Source organism: Halomonas sp. 141 (assembly GCF_002810305.1).
GTDB lineage: Bacteria > Pseudomonadota > Gammaproteobacteria > Pseudomonadales > Halomonadaceae > Vreelandella > Vreelandella stevensii.
The window spans coordinates 1-23811 of sequence record NZ_PINZ01000024.1; the positions used below are offsets into that span (position 1 = coordinate 1).

Genomic DNA, 23811 nt, shown 5'->3' on the forward strand with positions numbered 1-23811 from the left:
CCGTCAGTGCCCTGCGCACGTTAGATGAAGTGCTTCTTCATCTTGGCACAGAGGGACGGGTCCATCCCATTTCCCACAAGAGTCTCCCAGCCACAAGAGTCTCCCAGCCACAAGAGTCTCCCAGCCACAAGAAGCTCCCAGCCACAAGAGGCTTCCACCCACAGCAGGACTTCTTGACCTGTGGGAGGCCAATTCATGGAGTGATGGCTTGGGTAGGCTCAATCTTCGCTTTTCACCAGGTAGGCTTCGTGTATGCTACGCGCCTCTTCATTGGAGTTCGCGGCATGCGGTCGTTTAACGTCTCTCATTTCTTATCTCCGTTTTCCAAGTCAGCGCGTGGTATGCCGCTTTGTGTAAGCCTTTTCGCCTTATTGCTGAGTGCCGGTGGTGCCCATGCGTCTGTGGCACGTTTGGAGGCAGACCTGCAAACCCTTTGGGGGAGCGGCGAACAGCTCATCGAGATTGGAGAGCTTCGCGAACAGGGCCAGCGCGTGATGGCCGAACACATCGTGATTCGCTTGGCGCAAGGCGATGTGGTGACCATTGAGGCTTACCACGTGCAGGGCGATTACGACCAACCCGACAGCGTCTCCTTTTACGGCATACGTATCATTGAGCCTGACGTCCGTGACCCGGTCTTGAGCCTGTCTGAAATGACGCTGGCTCGCCCGGGGGCTGCCGTGCCCCTGTTGTCCAGCGTGCTTGCCCATGACGCTCCGCTTCACGGTTTACAGCTGCGTGAGCTGTCTGTCTGGCTGGACGGCACCCTGGCCAAGCAGTGGACGGAAGAGTGGGGCAACGACGCGGCGCTGACGGGCTACCTCACCTTGCAAGCGTTGGTGCTGGAAGAGATGAGCGACGCCGCCCTTGGGCGCTTTGAGCTTCACGGGTTGAAGGCCGAATTCAATGATCTGGCGTCCGGCTTTAGCGCTTCGCTGGGGCTGGATGAGCTAAGTATGCGTGGGCTGGCAGGGCTCGACCGCCCAGGAGAGGAGCAGCTGGCGTGGGCCGAAGTGAACGGCTTCAGTCTGACCGGTGACCGCTGGAGCGTGCTGCTGGAGCGTGCCTGGGCCAGCGGCAACCTCTATGTCAGCGATATGGGCTTTCAGGGGGCCGCGCTGGATATCGGGCAACTGATTCGCTTGGCGCCTGCGCAAGAGCGCCAAGACCTTCAGGTAATGAACAATGTATTGACCGGTGGCAGCGGGCAGATGAATGCCGCAGGTCGCAGTGTCTCTGAGTGGGATGACGAGACCCAACCAGCGCAGCTGACGTCGGAAGGCTTCTTGCAGCTCAGCGAGGCGGGTGACGTGCGCTATCAGATGGAGCTTCCCGTGACCTTGCCAGCGCACGTTACCATCGAACAGGCCATGCAACACCCAGCCCTGTTCGAAACGGCCAGGCTTCACGGCGGTAATGTCACCCTGGCCTACAAGGATGCTGGCCTGCTGCCGCGCCTCGCCTCTGAACTCGCTGCCCAAGAGGGGATCAGTACCTCGCAAATGGTGGCGCAAGGCTGGGCACAGGCTCGCCAGTTCGAAAGGCTGGCAGGCCCGCAGGTCGCCAAGCTGATGGTAGCTCTGGTCGATATCATGGGGGGGTACGCCCAATCCTTGACCACGCACATCGCGCTGCCGGACCCCTTTACCCTCGAACAATTCATGATGGACCCGCTGGGCAGCAGTCAGCGCCTACGCGTCACTTTCGAATTGAAATAGCGCGGTTGTCCAGTTGGTCAGCCTGTAAAGGCTACCGCCAACATGAAACATGCTCATGTAACACCTGATACGGATGCGATGAAAGTCGCGTCCGAGTGGGTTATCATGGCTCCCTCGCTTCTCCATGATGACCGTTTCGTTACGAGGTTCCCGCCGATGTTCAGCCGCGACATGACAATTGCCGGATTCGATGATGTGCTGTTTGATGCCATGCAGAAGGAAGTGGCACGCCAGGAAGCCCACATCGAACTGATTGCTTCCGAAAACTACGCCAGCCCGCGTGTCCTGGAAGCACAAGGCAGCCAGCTGACCAATAAATACGCTGAAGGCTACCCCGGCAAGCGCTACTACGGCGGCTGTGAGTTTGTCGATATCGCCGAGAACCTGGCCATCGATTACGCCAAGGAGCTGTTTGGCGCCACCTACGTCAACGTGCAGCCGCACTCCGGCTCTCAGGCAAACAGTGCCGTATTCCAGGCGCTGGTCAGCCCCGGCGATACCATCCTCGGCATGAGCCTGGACGCGGGCGGTCACCTGACCCACGGTGCCAAGCCCAACTTCTCTGGCAAGCACTACAATGCTATCCAGTACGGTCTCGATGAGCAGGGCCTGATCGATTACGCTCAAGTGGCCCAACTGGCCCGTGAGCACCAGCCGAAAATGATCATTGCGGGCTTCTCGGCCTACTCCCAGATTGTCGATTGGGCCAAATTCCGCGAAATCGCCGATGAAGTAGGGGCTTACCTGCTGGTCGATATGGCCCACGTCTCGGGTCTGGTGGCGGCCGGTGTCTACCCCAGCCCGCTGCCCCACGCCCACGTGGTCACCTCCACCACCCACAAGACCCTGCGTGGCCCCCGTAGCGGCGTCATCCTCTCGGCGGAAAACAACCCCGAGATCGAGAAAAAGCTCCAGTCTGCCGTCTTCCCCGGCGGCCAGGGCGGCCCGCTGATGCACGTCATCGCGGCCAAGGCGATCTGCTTCAAGGAAGCCATGGCGCCCGAGTTCAAGACCTACCAGCAGCAGGTCGTCAAGAACGCACAGGCCATGGCAACCGTGTTCATCGAGCGTGGCTACGACATCGTCTCGGGCGGTACCGAAGACCACCTGTTCCTGCTTTCTCTGATCAAGCAGGGCGTGACCGGCAAGGATGCGGATGCTGCCCTGGGCCGTGCCCACATCACCGTCAACAAGAACGCCGTGCCCAACGACCCGCAAAGCCCATTCGTCACCTCCGGCCTGCGTATCGGCACCCCGGCAGTGACCACCCGCGGTTTCGGTGAGCAAGAGTGTACCCAACTGGCAGGCTGGATCTGCGATATCCTCGATGTGCTGGCCAAGGGTGAAGACACCAGCGGCATCGAAGCCCAGGTGTTGGATAAAGTGGCAGAGGTGTGTGGCCGCTTCCCGGTTTACAAGTAAGCGCTATAGCTATACTCAATAAACCTCCTGGTCAGGGAAGGCCCAAGAAGCGGGTGCCTCATAAGAGGCACCCGCTTCTTGTTGTTACCTACTGATACACAAAGGAAGAGGAGGGCTTAGTTCGTTAATTTGCGTAAAGCACTCAAGCACTGCTGCACCAGCATGGCCGCTTTTTCAGGCGAACCTGATTCGCAGTAACAGCGTAGCTCAGGCGCATTGCCAGAAGGGCGTAGATGAACGATATCTCCACTGGAAAGCGTTGCACGTAATCCATCCAGAGTATTCACACTATCTACTGGGGAGTGTAGCCCAAGTGCCTGCTCCATCAATTCCGGTGAAAGCTGCCACTTGGTCAATAAGGCCTGACTGCTTTCGGTTGGAAACGCTTTCAAGCGATCACTGGCAGTAAAGCGATCAGGCAGCTCATCGAACAGGTGAGATAAGGGGATGGCACGCTTGGCAGCAGCCACCATTAGCGTAAGTGCTGGCAGCAACGCATCACGAGTAGGTAAGGCGGCAAGTGAGCGTTGGTCGTTTTGGAGAGAGCTGCCGAGCAAAAAACCACCGTTTGCCTCGAACCCCGCCACCTTGGCGTAGCTGGCACGCAACTCCTCCATACCAGCCAGCACATAGGGTGATCCGATGCGCGTACGGACGACCTTGGTGAAAGCACCACATTGTTCGATCACTGTATTACAGCTTACTGGAACCACCAGCGCCTCGATATCCAGAGCCTGAGCGCAAAGCAGTCCGACAATGTCGCCACGCTGCCAAGTGCCGGTCTCATCACCTACCAAAGGTCTGTCACCGTCACCATCCGTGGACAACAGGGCATGCAAATTATGTTGCTTCGCCCATGAGCGCCCTTTGGCCTGATCTTCCTCGCTGACCGCCTCAGTATCGACAGGAACGAAGGCATCGCTGCGGCCCAGTACCACCACCTCGGCACCCAGCTCATCCAGAATATGAGCATTCAAGTCACGGCCCGCCGCTGAGTGTTGATAAAGACCCACTCGCCAACCCTTCAACGGTTCACCAGGGAACCACTCGGTGAACCGTGCGGCGTAGGTATTGTTAGCGACATCTGAAACGGGTTCACGCGCTACCGCATCGAGGGCTGGCATGGGAGTATTGGCTTTCAGGATGGCCTGTTCATCGGCTTTACTGATCTCACCATCCGGGCGATAAAACTTGATCCCGTTGCGATCAAAAGGAATATGGCTGCCGGTAATCATGATGCACGGAACACCATCGGCCATCGCCTTCAAGGCCAATGCTGGGGTGGGTAAAACGCCATAGTCATCCACGGCCACTCCCATGGCCTTGGCCGCGCTAGTGCACGCGGCAGCCATGGCCGGACTGCTAGGGCGTCTATCCAAGCCAATGGCAATACGCTCAAAATCAAAAGCGTCTTTCATGGCGGTAATGAAGGCAACCGTGAAAGCACCACAGACCTCATCGGTAAACTGTTCGACCAGGCCGCGAGCACCGCTGGTGCCAAAGGTGATGCCGCTTGTGTCGATAATGTCAGACGTCGAACGGGAAATACTCAATCCTAACTCCTTGGCTAACCCAGCAGTGAAAAGGGGAGGTGACGGTAAACGACGAGTCTAGCACCTCCTGAATTCTGCGTGATATGCATAACGCTTCCTTCATGTCAGGCAATGGTCAGCATCATAAAGTTCAGACCTGTTCGCGCGGAGTATTAAAAGCGTCACGCAGTTGTCACCGTTTGCTGAGTAATCTCCCCTGTGCCGACAACAGCTACCACTAAAAGGGGAACCATCATGAGTAACTTTCAGCTACAACTACTGCATGCAGCCGACATGGAAGGGGGCGGTGGCGACCTGCTCAATGCCCCGCGTTTCATTTCGCTGGTTGACTACCTGGAAGACCAGTATGCCAATACACTGTTCATCAGCTCTGGTGACCTGATTCTGCCTGGGCCTTATCTCAGTGCCGCGGCAGAGTCCAGCTTGCAGGCCGCTTTTCAGGCGGCAGTCGAAAAAATCTACGGGCTGGAAGCGGGCTCCATGAGTGGCATCATGGCGGCGTCTGGTCGTATCGAAACGCTGTTGATGGACCTGATCGACGCCGCAGCCGTCACTTTGGGTAATCACGAGTTCGATCTGGGCACCGCTCTGCTCGCCGGCATGATCTCAGCCGATGTCAACGGCGGTACCGCCGCTGATGTTGCCTGGCTGGGAGCCCAGTTCCCGTATATTTCAGCCAACCTCGACTTCTCGGGGGATTCCGCACTCAGTGGCTTGGCCACCAGCGAGATTTTCACTCAAGACGCGTTTCAATCCACCCTGGAAGAGCTGCTGGCAGGGGCCAACACGCCCAAGCTTGCGCCAGCGGTAATCGCAGAGCGCGGTGGCGAGCAAATCGGGATCATTGGTTTGACGACCCAGATTCTCGAAAGCATCTCCTCGCCCGGCGGCGTGGAAGTACTGGGGGGTGGCAGCAACGACATGCAGGCGCTGGCAGCGATCATTCAACCCGTGATCGATGACCTGGAATCCCGTGGCGTCAACAAGATCATTCTCAGCTCTCACCTGCAGCAAATTCAATTTGAAGAAGAGCTGGCCACGTTGCTGAATGGTGTAGACATCATTATTGCAGGAGGCTCCAATGCCCTGCTGGCCGACCAGGAAGACCAGGAACGGGGCCTGTTCCCTGGTGCCGGAGAGCCCTACGACACCTACCCGATTCTGACCCAGGATGCCGGTGGCAACGACGTCGTGATCGTCAACACAGATGGTGGCTGGCGCTACGTGGCCCAGCTCGTCATCGAGTTCGATGCCGAAGGCCGCATCATCGCCGACTCCATTGACGACATGATCTCCGGTATTTTCGCCTCGACCGACGAACAGGTAGCAGCACTGTGGGGAGACCTGGAAAGCGCCTTTGCGGAAGGCACCAAGGGGCAGATTGCCAATGACCTGGTCGGCGCAGTTGCCGAGTTCGTCGCCGAGCAGGATGGCAATATTCTCGGCCTGACCGATGTTTACCTGGTCGGAGAGCGCGAAGCCGTGCGTACCGAAGAGACCAATCTGGGTAACCTCACCGCCGATGCCAACCTCTGGTATGCCCGCCAGCTCGACCAGGAAGTACTGGTTTCCTTCAAAAACGGCGGCGGTATTCGCGAGCCGATTGGCGATGTCGTTGTTCAGGGGGGCGACAGTGCCCCCAGCTTCCAGGCACCCGGAGCCAATCCGGCCATTGGTAAGCCCGAAGGGGCGATATCACAGCTGGATGCGGCCTCATCGCTGCGCTTCAACAACGACCTGACGATCATTAGCGTGACGCGGAGCACACTGCTGGACATCCTCGAGCACGCCGTCGCGGCCGCAGCGCCCGGTGTCACCTCCGGCCAGTTCGCCCAGGTAGGCGGCATCCAGTACAGCTTCGACTGGAACCAGCCCGCAGGGGCGCGTATTCAGAATGCCGTGATCCTGAACGAAGACGGCACGGTCAATGACGTATTGGTGGCCAACGGCCGTCTCGTGGGCAGCGCAGAAGAAACGCTCAAGGTGGTTACACTGGGCTTTTTGGCCGACGGGGGCGATGGTTATCCATTGGGTGAAGGCTGCTATACCAGTCGAGTAGACCTGATGGATGCCTTCACCGACGACGGCGTGTTCACGTTCGCTGCCAATGGTACCGAGCAGGATGCCTTCGCCGAATACATGGCGGCCATGTTCAGTGAAACGCCGTTCAGCCAGGCTGAAACCCCTGCCAGTGAAGACCTACGCATTCAAAATCTGAGCGTTCGTCAGGATGCCGTGTTCAATGAACCGGTCGAGCCACTGCTGCGTCTTTACGACGCTGCCTTCAAGCGTGACGCAGACGGTGCTGGTGCAGGTTACTGGCTCAACCTGAGCGAGCAGCTAGGGGCTGTGGGGATTGCCAACAACCTGATTGGCTCTCAAGAGTTCGTAGAGCAGTATGGTGAGCTTGATCAGAGCACTTTCGTAGATCTCATGTACAGCAATGTACTGGATCGCGCTGCGGATGCTGCGGGCAAAGCCTATTGGTTAAGTCAGCTAGAAGAAGGTGCAGACCAAGGCATGATCATGGTTGGTATTGCCGAATCACAAGAAAGCCTGGCCCTGATTGACTAAATAAGGCGGGTCTAGGGCGCGGTACCAGGCCGCGCCACCTCTATTGTTGCCCCTACCCCTGGTAGGGGCACTTCTGTTATGCTGCTGCGACTTTTTTAGCGCTTGACGCCTCTTCGATTCAACGGTGAACCTTCCATGGCTAAGCAACAGGAAGCAACGGATCTGCAGCGTGCCCTAAAGGCCTGCAAAGGTTCGTTCATGTCCGTAGGTTTTTTCAGTATGTTCGTCAACCTGCTGATGCTTGTTCCCCCTATGTACATGCTGCAAGTGTACGATCGCGTCATCACGACTCAAAGTGCAGACACTCTCTTGATGCTGACCCTGGTCGTCATTTTTTTATTCATGATCATGGGCGGGCTGGAACTGGTACGTTCACGCATTCTGGTCAGGGTAGGGAATCGGCTCGATACCACGATTAACGAGCGCCTTTATAGCGCCATGTTCCGCCGTAGCCTGGTGGCTCAAGGTGGCTCAAGTGCCCAGCCGCTCAGCGACCTCACTAGCCTCAGGCAATTCCTGACAGGCAACAGCCTATTCGCTTTCTTCGACGCCCCTTGGGTGCCCATTTATATCGGTGTCATGTTCCTTTTTCACCCTTGGCTAGGTGTGTTCGCCATTGCGGCAGGTATTATTCTGGTGGCTCTGGCCATCGCCAATGAAAAAGCAACCAAAGGGCTTCTGGCCGAAGCCAACAGCGAACATATCCAGGCGCAAAATTTGGCCAACTCCAACCTGCGCAATGCTGAAGTCCTGCATGCCATGGGCATGTTGCCAGGTATCATGGGGCGCTGGTCAGCCCGCCACCACGAATTCCTGTCCAAGCAGTCTCAGGCAAGTGACCGCGCGGGGGCACTGACAAACACATCCAAAGTGCTTCGGTTGCTGTTTCAGTCACTGATACTTGGGTTGGGTGCACTGCTCGTATTACAAGGTGAAATGTCTCCTGGCATGATGATTGCCGGGTCAATTTTGATGGGGCGCGCCCTAGCCCCCATCGACCAGATGATTGGTGGTTGGAAAGGCTTTGTGGGGGCAAGGGGTGCCTATGGGCGACTCAACGAGCTACTGTCCCAAATACCGGAAGAGCAGCGCAAGATGTCGCTGCCAGCCCCCCAGGGCCATGTCTCCCTTGAAGGGGTAGCGGCTGCGCCCCCCGGCGCCCGAATGGCGACCATACGCGGCATCAATTTCAACGTAGCAAAAGGCGAGCATATCGGCATCATTGGCCCAAGCGCGGCAGGCAAATCCACCCTTGCGCGAGTGCTATTGGGGATCTGGCCCTCCCAAGTAGGGGATGTTCGCCTGGATGGTGGAGTCATCACTCAGTATAACCGAGACGAGATAGGCCCCTATATTGGCTACCTGCCCCAGGATATTGAACTGTTCGATGGCACCGTCAGTGAAAACATTGCCCGTTTTCGCGACATCGATCCCAGAAAAGTAGTGGCTGCTGCCAAAAAGGCAGGGGTGCACGAAATGATACTGGAGCTACCCAACGGCTACGACACCGTGATCTCCTCCACCAGTGGCGCACTATCCGGTGGCCAGCGCCAGCGCGTAGGGCTGGCGCGAGCGCTTTATGGAAACCCGGTACTGGTTGTACTCGACGAACCCAATGCCAACCTTGATGAGGCAGGTGAAAAAGCCCTTGCCCATGCGATAGCGCAGCTCAAGCAGGAAGGCTCCACACTGTTCGTCATCAGCCATCGTACCAGCGTGCTGAAAAGCATGGACAAGCTACTGGTCATGAAAGAAGGGCAGGTCAGCATGTTTGGCCCCCGCGATCAGGTGCTTGCACAATTTGCCAAAAAACCGCCACAGCAAGTAACTCAGCAAGGTGCTGGAAAGCTGTCTGCCATCTCTGGCAGGCGCGGTAGTGAGGAGTCCTGACATGAGCGATGAAAAACACAACCTCACACGGGCCAATGAAATAGATGTCACCCCAGAAGGCCCTGTAACGCTTGACGGTGAAGCGACCGAAAAACTGCCTACTGGCGACAAGGGGTATCGCAGGCTGGGTTACGGCATTTTACTCTTCGCTCTCGGAGGGTTTACGCTCTGGTCGGTGACCGCCTCCCTGGCCGTGGCCGTGGTGGCTCCCGGCAGCGTATCTATCGAATCGTTCAAACGCACGGTACAACATTTGGAAGGGGGGATTGTCCGAGAGCTGCTGGTAGAGGATGGCGACAAAGTAGAAGCAGGGGACACGCTTGTCGTATTGAGCGACACACAATCTCGTTCCCAACTGGAAATAGCACGCTCTCAATACCTGATCAATCGCGCCATGGAAGCACGCCTGCTGGCTGAGCAGGAAGGTGCCGACATGATGGAGATTCCTGAAGATATTCAGGATATCGACAATCCCCGCCTGCAACAGATTGTTGCTGTTCAGCAAAGCCTGTTCACGGCTCGGCGGCAGTCGTTGATCAGCACGCTGGAATCGCTGGATGAGCAGATCATTCAAATGCAAGAGCAGATCGAAGGCCTGGAGCAGCGTGTTGCCGTCAACACCCAGCGCATTTCATCGTTGCGAGCCGAAGCCAACGATTTCCGCTCCCTTTACCGTGAAGGCCTGGGGGACAATCAACGTCTGCGCGAGCTCGAACGCCAAGTGCTGCAATACGAAGGTGACAACGCAGAGTTTCGTGCCAATGTCGCCCAACTGCGTTCACAGATCAGTGAAAACCGCATGCAGCGAGAAATACAGCAGCAGGAATTCCAGAAAGAAGTAGGCGAGCAGTTGCGCAATGCCCAGTCGCAGATTGCCGAAGCGTCGGAACAAATCGTCTCGTTGAGTGATCAAGTGTCGCGCACGGTGATCACGGCACCCGTGGCAGGTACCGTCGTTGGACGCCAGATACATACCGTAGGGGCTGTCATAAGAGGAGGCGATGTCATCATGGATATCGTACCTTCCAATGATGGTTTCGTCGTTGAAGCGAGGATTCCCACCCGGGACATCGATAACATTTTTATCGGACAGTTCGCCGAAATACGCTTCAGTGCCTTCAACCAACGCCTGACAGACGTCATCGACGGTGAGGTAATTCACGTCAGCGCCGACAGCTTCGAAGACGAGGCCACAGGGCAGCAGTACTATCGGGCACGCGTACGCGTGACCGAAGAGGGCTATAGCCAGATGAACGAACACATGCAACTACTCTCCGGTATGCCGGCAGAGGTGATGCTCAGAACGGGTGAACGTACGTTTGCCAGCTACATCGCCAAACCCATCAACGACATGCTGGCCCGTGCCATTAGGGAGGACTGATGAGACGTTCTTCAGTCAATCTGGTTGTGGCCTGCTCATGGAGTGCTCTTATGTCACTCGGCATGAGCAGCACGCTCATGGCACAGGATAACCCCCCAGCCGGAGAGGCGGCCATGGCCGAGTTAGCCGCCCTGGAACAAGGCAATGCCAGCCTGCCTCGTGAGCTTCCGTCGCTGCCTGAGCTGTTTGCTCGTGCCTTGGAGTACGATGCAGAACTGTCGCGCCAGCGTTACGAATACGAAGCCACCCAAGAAGAAATTCCCATGGCGCGCTCGCGGCTACGTCCGCAAGTATCGGCTTCTGGGTCTTATCTCTGGCAAGACTCCACCAATATTCAGACCTCACCCGACGACTTCGGCCTGGACCAGCCCGCCCAGCGCCCCGGCGAGATCGACGAAACCGTCTGGCAAGTACAGTTGCAGCAGCCATTGTTCAGCCTGGAGCGTTGGCGTGGCGTCAATGTGGCCACCGCACAGGTTAGTGCGGCTGAGCTGCAAGTGGCCGTCGTGGAGCGTGATTTGGCCTTGCAGGTCAGCGAAGCCTACGTCGAAGCCTATCTGGCCGCCCAGCGGTTGGGGCTTCTTGAAACCCAGCAAGACGCACTCGAGCTGCAGTCGCGTCAAGCCCAGCGAGCCTTTGACCTGGGGATTGGTGACCGCATCAACCTGTTGGAGGCTCAATCGCGGCTGGACCGTGCCATTTCGGATGCCGTGCTGGCAGAAAACGAACTCGACAACGCCATCAGCACGCTGGAGCGGCTCACGGGCATGACCCCCGAGTTTCGTGGGCTGGCGGTGGGCGAGCTGACCGATGTTGCCCTTGAGCGCGACTGGGGGGCTCCTGAGCAGTGGTTGGCGCAAACAGACCAGAATCTCAACGTATTGCTGGCACTGTCACAGCAGGAAATTTCCGTCGCTGATGCAGGCACTCGGCAAGCGGGATATTTCCCTGAAGTCAATCTCAATCTCAGCTATTCGGACCGCAAAAGCGACGATCAGCTGCGTGAAAGTGAAGACTACCGAGCCAGCGTCGAAGTCACCATGCCCATCTACCGTGGCGGCTATACCACCGCCAACGTACGGCAAGGCCAGCGGCGTATCGAGGCCGGTCGTGCCGCCGTGGACAACGAGCGTAACCTGGCGGTACAGGAAGTACGCCAGCGCTTGCGTTCGCTCAATGGCAGTGTGCGCCAGCTAGATGCACTGCGCCAATCCATTCAATCCAGTGAGCTTTTTCTGGAAGCCGCCGAGCGCGGCGAACAATTGGGTCTGCGTGACCTGGTCGATGTACTGGACGCCCGAGCCAGCCTTTACGACCAGCGCATTCAGTACGTCGATACCATCGGCAACTACGCGCTGGACCTGCTCGCATTACAATCAGCGGTAGGGGGGCTGGGCACCAACGACTTGGCTACCATCATGGCCCTGCTGGCCTCGATGACCGACCTGTCTACCCTTACTTCCGCTTCATCAGGATAAGTACCGTGCATGGTAGCGATGAAAAGACCGCAAAGTAATGATTGGCTAAGGAGAGCCATGCGCTGTTTCGATGCAGCCATTGCCATGCTGGTGGCGCTGATCACACTTGGTCTGATGCCTCAGATCTCCGAAATCAGCGACGATTACTTCTTTCTTATCGTCATAGGTAGCCTGCTGCTGCCAGCGGTAGGCGAATTGATAGGCCTCTACCAACCCTGGCGTGGGCGTAGCCTGTACACCATGCTCGGCACCTACGCCCTGAGTTGGATCGCGGCCATTGGGCTCATCAGCCTGCTGCTGGTGGCCACCCAGACCACTCAAAGCTTCTCGCGGCTATGGATGGGCATTGCCGCCCTGACCGTACTGGTGACCGGCAGCCTGGTACGTACCGCCCTTTACAGTTATCTGCGCCGCGTTCGCTCCTCTGGCAGGAACCTCAAGCGCGTCCTGATCATTGGCCTTGAAAACAACATGGCGCTGTTGGAAAAACGCGTTATCGAGCAGCCCCAGGCAGGTTATCTGATCGTTGGGCACCACATCGACAGTGGAGACGATGCGTTTCTCGACACAATGGAAGCGTTCGCCAACGCGAACATCTTCGAACGGCAATTCGACGAAATATGGCTGGGCTACCCCTTGGTGGATGGAGACCGAGTGCGTCACCTCATGTCCCTATTGGCGGGCATACCGACCACGATTCGCTTTTTCCCAGACCTGCCGGACATCCGCCTGCTCAATCACCGAATTGCCCAAGTAGCAGGGCTGTACTCACTCGAGCTTAATTACACGCCGCTAAACGGCCCCATGAGGATGGTCAAGGCTCTCGAAGACAGGCTGTTGGGACTCATCCTGTTCATCCTGTTTCTACCTCTCATGCTGGCCGTAGCCGCCGCCATCAAGTGGAAGATGGGCGGCCCCGTACTGTTCAAGCAAGAGCGTCACGGGCTGGATGGAAAATGCTTCAAGATCTACAAATTTCGCACCATGAAGCCTCACAAGAGCGACACCACCCAGCAAGCCACCCATGCCGACCAGCGCATCACCCGCCTGGGCAGCCTGTTACGGCGCACGAGCCTCGATGAACTGCCGCAACTTTACAACGTCCTTCAGGGTCGTATGTCTCTGGTAGGTCCGCGACCACATGCCATGGATCATAACGACCACTATAAAGACCGTATCGACATCTACATGCAGCGCCACCGTGTCAAGCCCGGCATGACCGGCTGGGCCCAGGTCAATGGTCTGCGTGGCATCACCAACGATGTGGAAATGATGCAGAAGCGAGTCGAATACGACCTCTACTACATCGAGCGCTGGTCGCTGGGGTTCGATTTGAAGATCCTCGCCATGACGCTGACCCGAGGCTTCATCAATACCCAGCCTTAACTTCATAACGAAAGTCCGTGACGGCTTGTCAAAGATTATAAGTGTTCAAGGAGGAAGTATGATTTTTCCCATTATCCTATCCGGCGGTTCTGGCTCAAGGCTTTGGCCTGTCTCACGGGAGCATTATCCCAAGCAGTTTCTCAACCTGCACAAAGACGACCGTAGCCTGCTGCAAGAAGCCGCAGAGCGGCTCAAAAACGTAGACGATACCAGCGCACCACTTGTGGTATGCAATGAAGAGCACCGTTTCCTGGTGGCCGAGCAAATGCACCAGATCGGCCACCAGCAAGCCCAGATCGTGCTCGAACCAGTAGGCCGTAACACCGCCCCTGCACTGGCCCTGGCGGCGTTGGTGGCTCGCCACGCAGATGCCGAAGCAGAAATGCTCGTCATGCCCGCCGACCACGTCATCAAAGACGAGCAAGTCTTTGCGGATGCCGTCGCCAAAGGGCGCTCGCTGCTGCAAGAGGGCAAGCTGGTCACCTTTGGGATTACCCCCAGCTCACCCCAAACAGGCTATGGCTACATCAAACGAGGCCAGCCGCTGCAAGACGGCTACGCCGTCGAAGCCTTCGTCGAAAAGCCCGACCTTGCCCGAGCGGAGCAATACCTGGCCAGCGGTGAGTACCTGTGGAACAGCGGCATCTTCCTGTTCAAGGCCACCGACTACCTCGCTGCGCTGGCCCAATACGCCCCGGATATCCTCGACGTCTGTGAGCGAGCCTTCGAAGCGCGCAGCGAAGACCTCGACTTCGTACGCGTCGACTCAGCCATTTTCGAACAGTGCCGCAGTGAATCCATCGACTACGCCGTGATGGAACACACCCAGCAGGCAGCCGTAGTGCCCATGGACCCCACCTGGAGCGACATCGGCGCCTGGGATGCGCTGCACACATTGAAAGCGGACGCCGACAAGCAAAATGGCAACGCCACACACGGCGATGTCATGTTGCACAATACCCACAACAGTCTGATTCACAGCGAATCCAGGCTCGTAGCCGCGGTGGGCGTCAAGGACCTGGTGATCGTTGAAACCGACGACGCCGTCCTGGTAGCCGACCGTCACCACGCCCAGGACACCAAGCTCATCGTCAATGCGCTGAACGCAGCAGGGCGTAAAGAATCCCAGTCGCACCAGCGCGTCTACCGCCCCTGGGGTAACTACCGCACCATGGTGCTGACCGACAGCTTCCAGGTGAAGGAAATCGTCGTCAATCCGGGCGCCAAGCTGTCATTGCAAATGCACCACCACCGGGCGGAACACTGGGTCGTGGTCAAGGGCACCGCCAAAGTGACACAGGGCGAAGGGCACGGCGACTTGAGCAAGCTCAAAAGTTTCCTGCTGTCGGAAGATCAGTCTACCTATATCCCGCTGGGTACTGTGCACCGGCTCGAAAACCCCGGTGTCATCCCCCTGCACCTGATCGAAGTGCAAACCGGCTCCTACCTCGGGGAAGACGATATCGTCCGTTACAATGACGAATACGGCCGCGAATAGGAGAACCCCTGTTACATGAAAGTCGCCATCGTTCACGACTGGCTGACCACCTGGGCCGGTGCTGAAAAAGCACTGGCCGAGTTGCTTGCCTGTTTCCCCCAGGCCGAGATCTTCACCATGGTCAATTTTCTCGACGTGGAAAAGATCCCTTGTCTGGCGGGACGAAAAATTCATACCAGCTTCATTCAGCGCCTGCCTGCTGCGCGCAAGCACTATCGGCGCTACCTGCCACTCATGCCCCTGGCCGTTGAACAGTTCGATCTCAAAGGATTCGACCTGATTCTCAGCAGCAGCCATGCGGTGGCCAAGGGCATCATTTCAGACCCAGGAGCCCTGCACCTGTGCTATTGCTACAGCCCCATGCGCTACGCCTGGGACATGCAGCACCAATACCTGCGTCAGTCCGGTAACCACAAAGGCCTGATGAGTGGCATCATGCGCTGGCAGCTCCATCGTTTGCGCCAGTGGGACTACGTCAGCGCCCAGCGTGTCGACCACTTCATCGCCATTTCCCACTACATCAAGCGGCGTATAGAAACCTTCTATCGGCGTGAATCCAGCGTCATCTACCCCCCGGTAGAAGTCGAAAAATTCCGTGCTGACCGGCCGCGAGAAGCGTTCTACCTCACCGCCTCGCGGATGGTGCCTTACAAACGCATTGACCTGGTCATCGACGCCTTCAACCGCACCCCGCAACGCCAGCTCATCGTGATTGGCGACGGACCCGACTTTGCCAAGCTGAAAGCCAAGGCAGGCCCCAACGTCACGCTACTGGGCTACCAGCCAGACAGCGTGCTGATCGACCACCTGGAACGTGCCCGCGCCTTCGTGTTCATGGCAGAAGAAGACTTCGGTATTTTGCCAGTGGAAGCCCAGGCCGCAGGAGCGCCCGTCATTGGGTATGGGGTAGGGGGCATGCGAGAAACCATCATCGATCAAGTCACCGGGCTCTGGGTGCCCGAGCAAAGTGTCTCAGCGTTGCTCACCGCCCTGACACGCTTTGAAGAAGCGCGCCCGGAAGCGTCCGGCGAACGGCAGACTTCCCCGGAGCCGCCGTTCTCGCCCGCACTGTGCCGCAATAGTGCCCAGCGCTTCGCCAGTGCTCACTTTTGTCAGGCCATCGAGCACACCGTTCAGCAGCTCATGGCTGCTCGGCAAGCTCAGGGCGAGGCCTCGCACGAGCCCTGAGGGGGCTCATGTCAGCTCGGCCAGGGTATCGTGCAGTACCTGCGCCGAGTCTGCCCAGCAATACTTTGCCGCCATGGCAGGCCCCTCCAGGGTAAACCGCTCGCGTGCAGAAACATCATGGAGTGCCGACTCGAGCGCTGCATGAATGCTCTCCACGCTGAGCGGGTCGGCATAGAAAGCGCACTGTTCGGCCACCTCCTCCATGACCGTCCCCTGGCTGGTCAATACCGGCGTGCCACAGGCCATGGCCTCCACCACCGGCATGCCGAACCCCTCATAAATCGACAGATACGCCATCAACCCAGCAGCGGCGGTCAAGCAAGGCAAATCCTGCTGTGGGACATAGCCCAGCCGGATCAATTCTCCCCGCGCAGAAAGTCGCTCGATGTCCGCCGAAAGGGCGGCATCATTCCACCCCTTGGCACCCACACACACCAACGGCCAGTCCGCGCGCAGCGCATCGGGCAAGCGCTCATAGGCGCTCAGCAAGCGTGAAAGATTCTTGCGCGGCTCAAGGGTGCCCACCGAAAGAATGAACCGAGCCGGCAACTCATAGCGCTCGCGCAGCGCAGCCTGCTCGTGTTCCGAATAGGGGTGAAAGTCCGCTCCCGCCGCTGGAGGCACCAGTCGGACCTTCTCGCTGGCTACCCCCAGATGAGTCTCCAGTGCCTGCGCCGTAAACCGGGAAATGGTCACCACGCGGTCAGCCCGTGCCACCGAGGAAATGAGCGACTGCTTCAGCAACGCAATGCGCGAAGCGGGGTGCAGCTCGGGCAGCGCCAGCGGAGAAAGGTCATAAATGGTCACTGCCGCCGGGCAGGCTGCTGGTTTCAGGATGAAATTGGGTTCCCAGTAGACATCGGGCTGCCACTGACGGCTCACCGCAGCAAAGCGCTGTGCCTTCACGCGCTGCCAAGCCCAGCGAGCCATGGGAAGTTCACGCACCAGTGGTTTCAGACGCGTCAATAAACCAGCCGATGCCGCTGCTCCTGGCATCAACGCATGGTTCAGCAACGTTTCCACTCCCGCAGTGTCTACAAAGCGGCCATGAAACATCGCACGGACCTCGTGCACCGAATGCGCATGCATCAACCGTTGGGTCAATTCGCGAGTGTAATGGCCAATGCCCGTCAGCGGGGGGGCAAGACAATCCAGGTCGGTCAAAAGCTTCATCGAAGGCTCGATCATCAAAACGTAATAATCCGCCAGACTACCACACCCAGCCCCTGGGTGGTGCCCACACAGGTGTTCGCGTATCATTCGGCGGTCGTGTGCTGAGCGCCAAGGCACCGCAACACGTTCTTAAGGAAAAGGAGCGCCGATGCTCGGCTTACTGCGAGGAATCTGGTCTTATCGCCAGTTCATCATTGACTCGATACGCAACGACTTTGCCAACCGCTTCGCCAGAAGCCGCTTTGGTTTCATCTGGATGGTCGCCCAACCGTTGGCCATGGTGCTCGTCTACGCACTCATCCTTTCAGAAATACTGGCCGCTCGGCTACCCGGAATCGACAACCAGTACGCCTACGCCATCTATCTCTCGGCAGGGTTTCTGGCCTGGACCCTGTTTTTCGAGTTGCTCAATCGAACGCTCACGCTGTTCATCGACAACGCCAACCTCATCAAGAAAATGCGCTTTCCGCGCATAGCACTTCCCATCATCGTCATGGGGACCGGATTGATCAACAATGTCATCCTGTTCATTGCCATTCTGGGCGTCTTCGCGGTGCTGGGCCACCTAGGCGGCAGCGAGCTGCTCTGGATCGTCCCCATGATGCTGCTGACAGCCGCGCTGGCGCTTGGCTTCGGGCTGATTCTGGGCGTGCTCAACGTCTTCATTCGGGACGTGGGCCAGTTCGTCACCATCGTGCTGCAGTTCTGGTTCTGGCTCACACCCATCGTTTACCCACTGGTCATCGTGCCGGAAGAGTATCGGCACCTGTTCCACTACAACCCGCTGTTCCCGATCGTCAATGCCTACCAGAACATACTGGTCTACGGGCACTCCCCCAGCGTGGCCTCGTTACTGCCCACGGCGATACTCGCCCTCTGCCTGCTCATCGTTGGCCTGCTGCTGTTCCGCAAGGCCTCGCCGGAAATGTCAGATGCCCTCTAAGGTAGCGGCTCGTTAAGCCAAAGGTGAAAAAATGGACTCAAGTTACCTGATGGAAGTCAGCGACGTCGGCAAGGCCTACAGCCGCTATCGCTCGGAATGGCACCGCGTTGCCAGTTGGTTTCTCCCGGTGCAGGCCAGCCAGCAAACCTGGATTCTGCGCCACATCAACTTCACCGTGCGCCCCGGAGAAGCGCTCGGCATCGTAGGCCAGAACGGCGCGGGCAAAAGCACCCTGCTCAAAATGATCACCGGCACCCTGGCCCCCACCCAGGGCCACATCAACGTGCGCGGGCGCATTGCCGCCATTCTCGAACTGGGCATGGGCTTCAACCCCGAATTTTCCGGTCGGCACAACGCCCGCTACACCGCCAGCCTCATGGGGTTCGATGCCGAACAGATCGATGCCATGATGCCCCGGGTCGAAGCCTTTGCCGAAATAGGCGACTACTTCGACAAGCCCGTGCGTACCTACTCCAGCGGCATGCAAATGCGCGTCGCGTTCGCCGTCGCCACTGCCGAGCGCCCCGACATCCTCATTGTCGATGAAGCCCTGTCAGTGGGCGACAGCTACTTTCAGCACAAAAGCTACGACCGTATCCGCGAGTTTCAGGCCCAGGGAACCTCGCTACTGCTGGTCTCCCACGACCCCAGTCTGGTGCAAGGGCTCTGTGATCGCGCCGTACTGCTCGAAAAAGGGGCCATCATCAAAGATGGCCCCCCCGGCGATGTCATGGACTACTACAACGCCCTGATTGCAGAAAAAGAAAACAGCATGGTCGAAGTGCGCACCACCGAAGAAGGCAAGTCACAAACCATCTCCGGTACCGGCGAAGCGCGCATCACCGAAGTGGGCCTCTACAATCGTCAAGACCAACCCATCGAATACGTTCGCGTCGATGAAGAAGTAGAACTGCGTGTTCGCGTCGCTCTCAACAGTGACCTGCCCAGCCTCGTGTTTGGCTACCTCATCAAAGACCGGCTAGGCCAGCACGTCTACGGCACCAATACCTGGCACCAACACCAGATCATTCACGATGCCAAGCAAGGCGACGTCATCGAGTACTGCGTCAACTTCCCCGCGAAGCTGGGGCCAGGCAGCTACTCCATCTCGCTTTCGGTACACGCTGACGACAGCCATGTCAGCGCCAACTACCACTGGTGGGACCACGCGGTGGTATTCGACGTGGTCAACGAAGGCCACCCCTACTTTATCGGGGTCTGCCACTTGCCCACCACGATGACGGCCCAACGACACACCCCCTAAAGACCGGCCCGGCTGGCCGCCGCGTCAAGCGTTAAGGATACTGCCATGCAAGACGACTTTTACCTGAGATTCGAAGAGCGCTTTCGGGGAGCCCCGGAAGAGATTAAACAGCGCCTGCATGCCTACTTGCCCACCACTGCTCAGGTGCAAGCTTTCTACCCCGGCGGCTTGGCCATTGACGTAGGCTGTGGCCGAGGCGAATGGCTGGAGCTGATGCAAGAGCAGGGCTTCGAAGTGCTGGGCATCGACACCAATGTCGACATGATCGCCAGCTGCCACGCCAAAGGCCTGAACGCCGAATGCGCCGACGCCTTCGAAAAGCTCGCCACCTTCGAAACCGACAGCGTCGCATTGGTGTCCGGATTCCACATTGCCGAGCACCTGCCGTTCGATACCCTCATGGGCCTCATGCAGGAAGCCCATCGCGTGCTCAAGCCCGGTGGTTTACTGATCCTGGAAACCCCCAACCCCGAAAACCTCAATGTCGGCCTGTGGACCTTCTACATGGACCCCACCCACCGGCATCCCATCCCGCCACTGCTCATGCAGTTTCTGGGAGAAGAAGCCGGCTTTGCCGACAACCAGATTCTCAAGCTCAACGGCCCCGCAGCCCCCGAAGAGCACAGCTCGCCGCTGGCCCGAGTCGCCTGGTCGCTCAGCGCCCACCCCGACTACGGCCTCGTGGCCCAGAAACAGCGCACCGAACAGCAAGCCGCGCTGATTCACCACCTCACCCGTAACGACCTGGAGCGCCCGCTACAGCAGATCAATATCGAACTGGAACAGCTCCAGCGCGAATGGGAGCAGCTTCACGACGAAAATGGCCGCCTCAAGGCACAGCTCAAGCAAGACGTAGAGGCCGCCAAGGCACGCACCGCCGCCGTGGAAGAGCACTACCATGCCGCCCGTCGCGAGCTGCACGACACCCAGTCCAGACTGCACACCCTGGAAGACAAGGCCGACAAGGTCTACCAGCAGCTGCTGTCCACCCATGCCAGCCTCTCCTGGCGCATCACAGCACCGCTGCGTTTCACCAGCCGCGTGATTCGCAAAGGGCCGGGCAAGGCCAAGGCGGCCGTGCTCAAAGCCCTGCGGCTGATGTTGCGCCTCATCATACGCATTCCCGGCGTACAGCCCGCAGGCCAACGGCTGCTGGACCGAGCCCCCGGCCTGCGTCGCTTCAAACAGCGTTTGGAAGGCCAGCCAGTCGTCGCCCACGGCGGCCACGCCAGTGCCACCTACCAAAACGAACAGCGTCGGCGCATTACCAGCGACCTTGAACAGCGGCTGGGGCAGCACCCGGAAAAGCACCAGGAAGGAGATCAATGATGCGTTTGGTTCTGGAGCTGGGAAGCCACCACGCACGCTACCGTGAGCACGCCGCCGTGCTCATTGAAAGCCTGCAACGGCAGCACCCACACGCCACCCTGTACGTACACCTCCTCGACACCGAAAAAGGGCAGGGCAGTGACGCACTGGCCACCCGACAGCGGCTGGCCCAGCAGCTCGAACACGCGCACATTCGCGTCACGCCGCTGCCCCTGGCTGCCCCCGTGAGTGAAGATGCCCACACGCTCAACCAGCAGGTCAAGCGCCGGTTGCAGGCACGCATCAGTGAATTCGCCATCGAGCCCCTGCGACCCGACGCCATCCTGGTGCTGGCCCCTGACGTTGCCGCGCAGCACGACACCTTCACCGACGGCGCAACCCCCTGGAGCCGCTACCCGCATCTGGCCCTCGACCCGGAACAGCACGACCAGGATGCCACCCAGGCCACCCTGCATGCATGGCTCGAACGCCTGCCCCAGGCCAGCCCACAGCCCCCGCTCATGGCAGCCAGTGCCGCCCCACGGCTCGCGCTGGTGTCACCGCTGCCCCCGCTGCAAACCGGCATTGCCGACTACAGCGCCGAGCTACTGGAAGCCCTGGCCGCCCATTACACCCTCACCCTGATCGTCGAACAGGAGAGCGTCGAGCCCGCCGAGCTGGCCCAGCGGTTTGCCATCCGCGACAGCCAATGGTTCATGGAACACGGCCACACCTTCGACCGAGTGCTTTACCACTGGGGCAACTCCCAGCACCACACCCACATGCTGGCCATGCTCGACAAGCACCCCGGCTGCGTAGTGCTGCACGACTTCTTCAGCGGCGATGCCATCAAGCACATTGCCGACCAACAGCTCGATTTTGGCCGCGTGCTTTACAACGCCCACGGCTACGGCGCGGTAGCTCAATGGGCTCAGGACCTCACCCAGGCCGGTGTAGAACGCACGCTGCGTCACTGCCCCCTGAACCACCCCGTCGTATCGCGAGCCACCGGCGTACTCGTGCACTCCCAATATGCCATTGGGCTGGCCCGCCAATGGTACCCGCCGCAGCAACTGAACGACTGGCACTACGTGCCCTTCCTGCGGCTCATGAACGGCACCGATACTCCCCGCCAAGCGCGACAGCAAGCCGCCAGGGAGCAGCTTGGCATCGCCCCCGATGCCTTCGTGATCTGCACCTTCGGGCTGATCACCCCCAACAAGTGCACCCAGCAACTGTTCGATGCCTTCACCAGCAGCAGTCTGGTCAAGCAGCCCCACGTCCACCTCATTGCCGTAGGAGGCTACGGCCACGCCGCCTACCAGCGGCAAATGGAAACCTGGCTGAAAAACTACACCCAAGCCGCCACCGTCCACGTCACCGACTACGCCAGCGCCGCCACCTACCAGCACTACCTGCAGGCCGCCGACGTAGGCGTCCAGCTGCGAGCGCACTCACGGGGCGAAACCTCGGCCGCCGTTTTCGACTGCCTGGCCGCTGGCCTGCCACTGATCGCCAACGCCCATGGCTCGGTGGCCGAACTGCCCGCCGACGTAGCCCACCTGACCCCAGACGAGGTAGAAGAAAGCGCACTCACCCAAGCGCTGGAAACGCTCTACCACGACGCCGACTATCGTCACGCGCTCAGTGCCGCCGGGCAGCGCTACGTCAGTGAACGCCACGGCCCCGACGCCGTCGGCAGCGCCTATGCCAGCGCCATGGAAACACTGCACCACCAAAGCCGTCTGGGACGCTACCAAAGCCTGCTGGAAGACATCACCCGGCTGGGCCAGCAGGAAGGACTAAGGCTCGACACGCCCGACCTGGCAGCCCTGGCCGAAGCCATCGACATCGCCCAGCCCCCCATACACGGGCCGCGCCTGCTGATCGACGTATCGAACATTGCCAACCACGACCTGCGCACCGGCATCGAACGCGTCACCCGCAACCTCTGCGAGATACTGCTGCACACCCCGCCAGAAGGCTACCGAGTCGAGCTGATCCGCAGCCTGGGCGGCGAGTGGCACTACGCCCGCGCCTACGCTGCCGAACGCCTCGGGCTAGACCCCATCTTCGGTGACGACGAACCCTGTACCCCACGCCCTGGCGACATCTACCTCTCGCTGGAGTGGTCCCCGCCGGTGCTGGCCAACACCTACCCCCGCTTTCAAGCCATGCGAGCCCTGGGGGTCAAGCTCTACTTCACCGTCTTCGACGCGCTGCCCATGCAGTTTCCCCAGCACTTCCCCGACTTCGTCGAAGGCACCTACGAAGACTGGCTCTCGCGGGTACTCCGGCTGGCGGACGGGCTCTGCTGCATCTCCGCCGCCGTGGCCGACGACATCCGCGCCTGCGCCTACCAGCTCCCCGAACCGCTGCGTCCCCAAGGCGAGCTACCGCATCTCGGCCACTTCCACCTGGGGGCCGACTTCACCGCCCGCGCCGCCAGCCAAGGGTTGCGTCCCGAAGACACCGCCACGCTGCAGCAGCTCAGCGGCGACGCCCCCATCCTGCTCATGGTCGGCACCCTGGAACCGCGCAAGGGACACGCCCAGGTCATCAGCGCCATGGAAGCGCTATGGCAGCAAGGCCACCCCGCACGGCTGGTCATCGTCGGCAAACTGGGCTGGAAAATGGACGCCATGGCCAAGCGCCTCAACGAACACCCCGAACAGGGCAAACGGCTATTCTGGGTAGAAGGCGCCAGCGACGACATGCTCTCCGAGCTATACCGCACCAGCAGCGCGCTGGTGGCCGCCTCGGAAGGCGAAGGCTTTGGCCTGCCGCTGATCGAAGCCGCCCAGCGGGGCATTCCCATCATCGCGCGGGATATACCGGTATTCCGTGAAGTCGCCGGCCGTCACGCCAGCTTCTTCAGCGCCACCGACGGGGAAGGGCTCGCCAAGGAACTGGACGCCTGGTTCACCGCCTATCAGGCAGGCCAGACCCCCAGCGTGGCCGACATGCCCTGGCTCAGTTGGGAACAAAGCGCCCAGCAACTGCTCGCCCAGGTGCTGCCAGCGCCGCAACGCTGA

General features: G+C 59.3%; 15 protein-coding genes. 13 read left to right on the forward strand and 2 right to left on the reverse strand.

Annotation, left to right across the window (positions count from 1 at the left end; genetic code table 11):
* Positions 1 to 401 precede the first annotated feature (401 nt).
* Together CWI66_RS11395 and glyA are read left to right on the forward strand one after the other, a co-directional pair.
* Positions 402 to 1718, forward strand: coding sequence for a hypothetical protein (locus CWI66_RS11395; RefSeq protein ID WP_157808967.1), 1317 nt, complete (start codon positions 402 to 404; stop codon positions 1716 to 1718).
* A 156-nt stretch (positions 1719 to 1874) separates the two neighbouring features.
* The gene (glyA, locus tag CWI66_RS11400) at positions 1875 to 3140 is read left to right on the forward strand and encodes a serine hydroxymethyltransferase (protein ID WP_016913272.1); all 1266 of its coding nucleotides are present in this window, start codon (positions 1875 to 1877) and stop codon (positions 3138 to 3140) included.
* A 116-nt stretch (positions 3141 to 3256) separates the two neighbouring features.
* Here the strand turns inward: glyA and CWI66_RS11405 are convergent, their stop codons facing one another.
* Positions 3257 to 4693 (reverse strand): phosphomannomutase, encoded by a 1437-nt coding sequence (locus CWI66_RS11405; protein ID WP_100731712.1) that lies wholly within the window; start codon positions 4691 to 4693, stop codon positions 3257 to 3259.
* Between the two features lie 234 nt (positions 4694 to 4927).
* On the opposite strand from CWI66_RS11405, the gene CWI66_RS11410 reads away from it, so the two are divergent.
* From CWI66_RS11410 to CWI66_RS11440, 7 genes are all read left to right on the forward strand, one after another.
* Positions 4928 to 7267, forward strand: a complete 2340-nt coding sequence (locus tag CWI66_RS11410) for a DUF4214 domain-containing protein (RefSeq protein ID WP_100731713.1) — start codon at positions 4928 to 4930, stop codon at positions 7265 to 7267.
* Between the two features lie 135 nt (positions 7268 to 7402).
* On the forward strand, positions 7403 to 9157 hold the full coding sequence (locus tag CWI66_RS11415; protein ID WP_100731714.1) for a type I secretion system permease/ATPase: 1755 nt from the start codon (positions 7403 to 7405) through the stop codon (positions 9155 to 9157).
* A gap of 1 nt (position 9158) precedes the next feature.
* Complete coding sequence (locus CWI66_RS11420; RefSeq protein WP_100731715.1) at positions 9159 to 10538, forward strand: HlyD family type I secretion periplasmic adaptor subunit; 1380 nt, start codon at positions 9159 to 9161, stop codon at positions 10536 to 10538.
* 50 nt (positions 10539 to 10588) lie between these two features.
* Positions 10589 to 12016 carry a TolC family outer membrane protein gene (locus tag CWI66_RS11425; RefSeq protein ID WP_100731716.1) on the forward strand — a complete coding sequence of 476 codons (1428 nt, stop codon included), beginning with the start codon at positions 10589 to 10591 and terminating at the stop codon, positions 12014 to 12016.
* A 57-nt stretch (positions 12017 to 12073) separates the two neighbouring features.
* The gene (locus CWI66_RS11430) at positions 12074 to 13402 is read left to right on the forward strand and encodes an undecaprenyl-phosphate glucose phosphotransferase (RefSeq protein ID WP_100731717.1); all 1329 of its coding nucleotides are present in this window, start codon (positions 12074 to 12076) and stop codon (positions 13400 to 13402) included.
* 58 nt (positions 13403 to 13460) lie between these two features.
* Positions 13461 to 14900: a mannose-1-phosphate guanylyltransferase/mannose-6-phosphate isomerase gene (locus CWI66_RS11435; RefSeq protein ID WP_100731718.1), complete on the forward strand. Its 1440-nt coding sequence runs from the start codon at positions 13461 to 13463 to the stop codon at positions 14898 to 14900.
* 15 nt (positions 14901 to 14915) lie between these two features.
* On the forward strand, positions 14916 to 16088 hold the full coding sequence (locus CWI66_RS11440; protein ID WP_100731719.1) for a glycosyltransferase: 1173 nt from the start codon (positions 14916 to 14918) through the stop codon (positions 16086 to 16088).
* A 6-nt stretch (positions 16089 to 16094) separates the two neighbouring features.
* On the opposite strand, the gene CWI66_RS11445 is transcribed toward CWI66_RS11440, so the two are convergent.
* Positions 16095 to 17261 carry a glycosyltransferase family 4 protein gene (locus tag CWI66_RS11445; RefSeq protein ID WP_198517547.1) on the reverse strand — a complete coding sequence of 389 codons (1167 nt, stop codon included), beginning with the start codon at positions 17259 to 17261 and terminating at the stop codon, positions 16095 to 16097.
* A gap of 148 nt (positions 17262 to 17409) precedes the next feature.
* Here CWI66_RS11445 and CWI66_RS11450 point away from each other — a divergent pair, with 148 nt between their 5' ends.
* The 4 genes from CWI66_RS11450 to CWI66_RS11465 are packed head-to-tail and all read left to right on the forward strand — an operon-like array spanning position 17410 to position 23811.
* The gene (locus CWI66_RS11450) at positions 17410 to 18204 is read left to right on the forward strand and encodes an ABC transporter permease (protein ID WP_100731721.1); all 795 of its coding nucleotides are present in this window, start codon (positions 17410 to 17412) and stop codon (positions 18202 to 18204) included.
* A 31-nt stretch (positions 18205 to 18235) separates the two neighbouring features.
* Positions 18236 to 19468, forward strand: coding sequence for an ABC transporter ATP-binding protein (locus CWI66_RS11455; protein WP_100731722.1), 1233 nt, complete (start codon positions 18236 to 18238; stop codon positions 19466 to 19468).
* Positions 19469 to 19513: 45 nt separating this feature from the next.
* Positions 19514 to 20797, forward strand: a complete 1284-nt coding sequence (locus tag CWI66_RS11460) for a class I SAM-dependent methyltransferase (RefSeq protein ID WP_100731723.1) — start codon at positions 19514 to 19516, stop codon at positions 20795 to 20797.
* Positions 20794 to 23811, forward strand: coding sequence for a glycosyltransferase (locus CWI66_RS11465; protein WP_100731724.1), 3018 nt, complete (start codon positions 20794 to 20796; stop codon positions 23809 to 23811). The genes CWI66_RS11460 and CWI66_RS11465 overlap by 4 nt, the downstream gene beginning before the upstream one ends.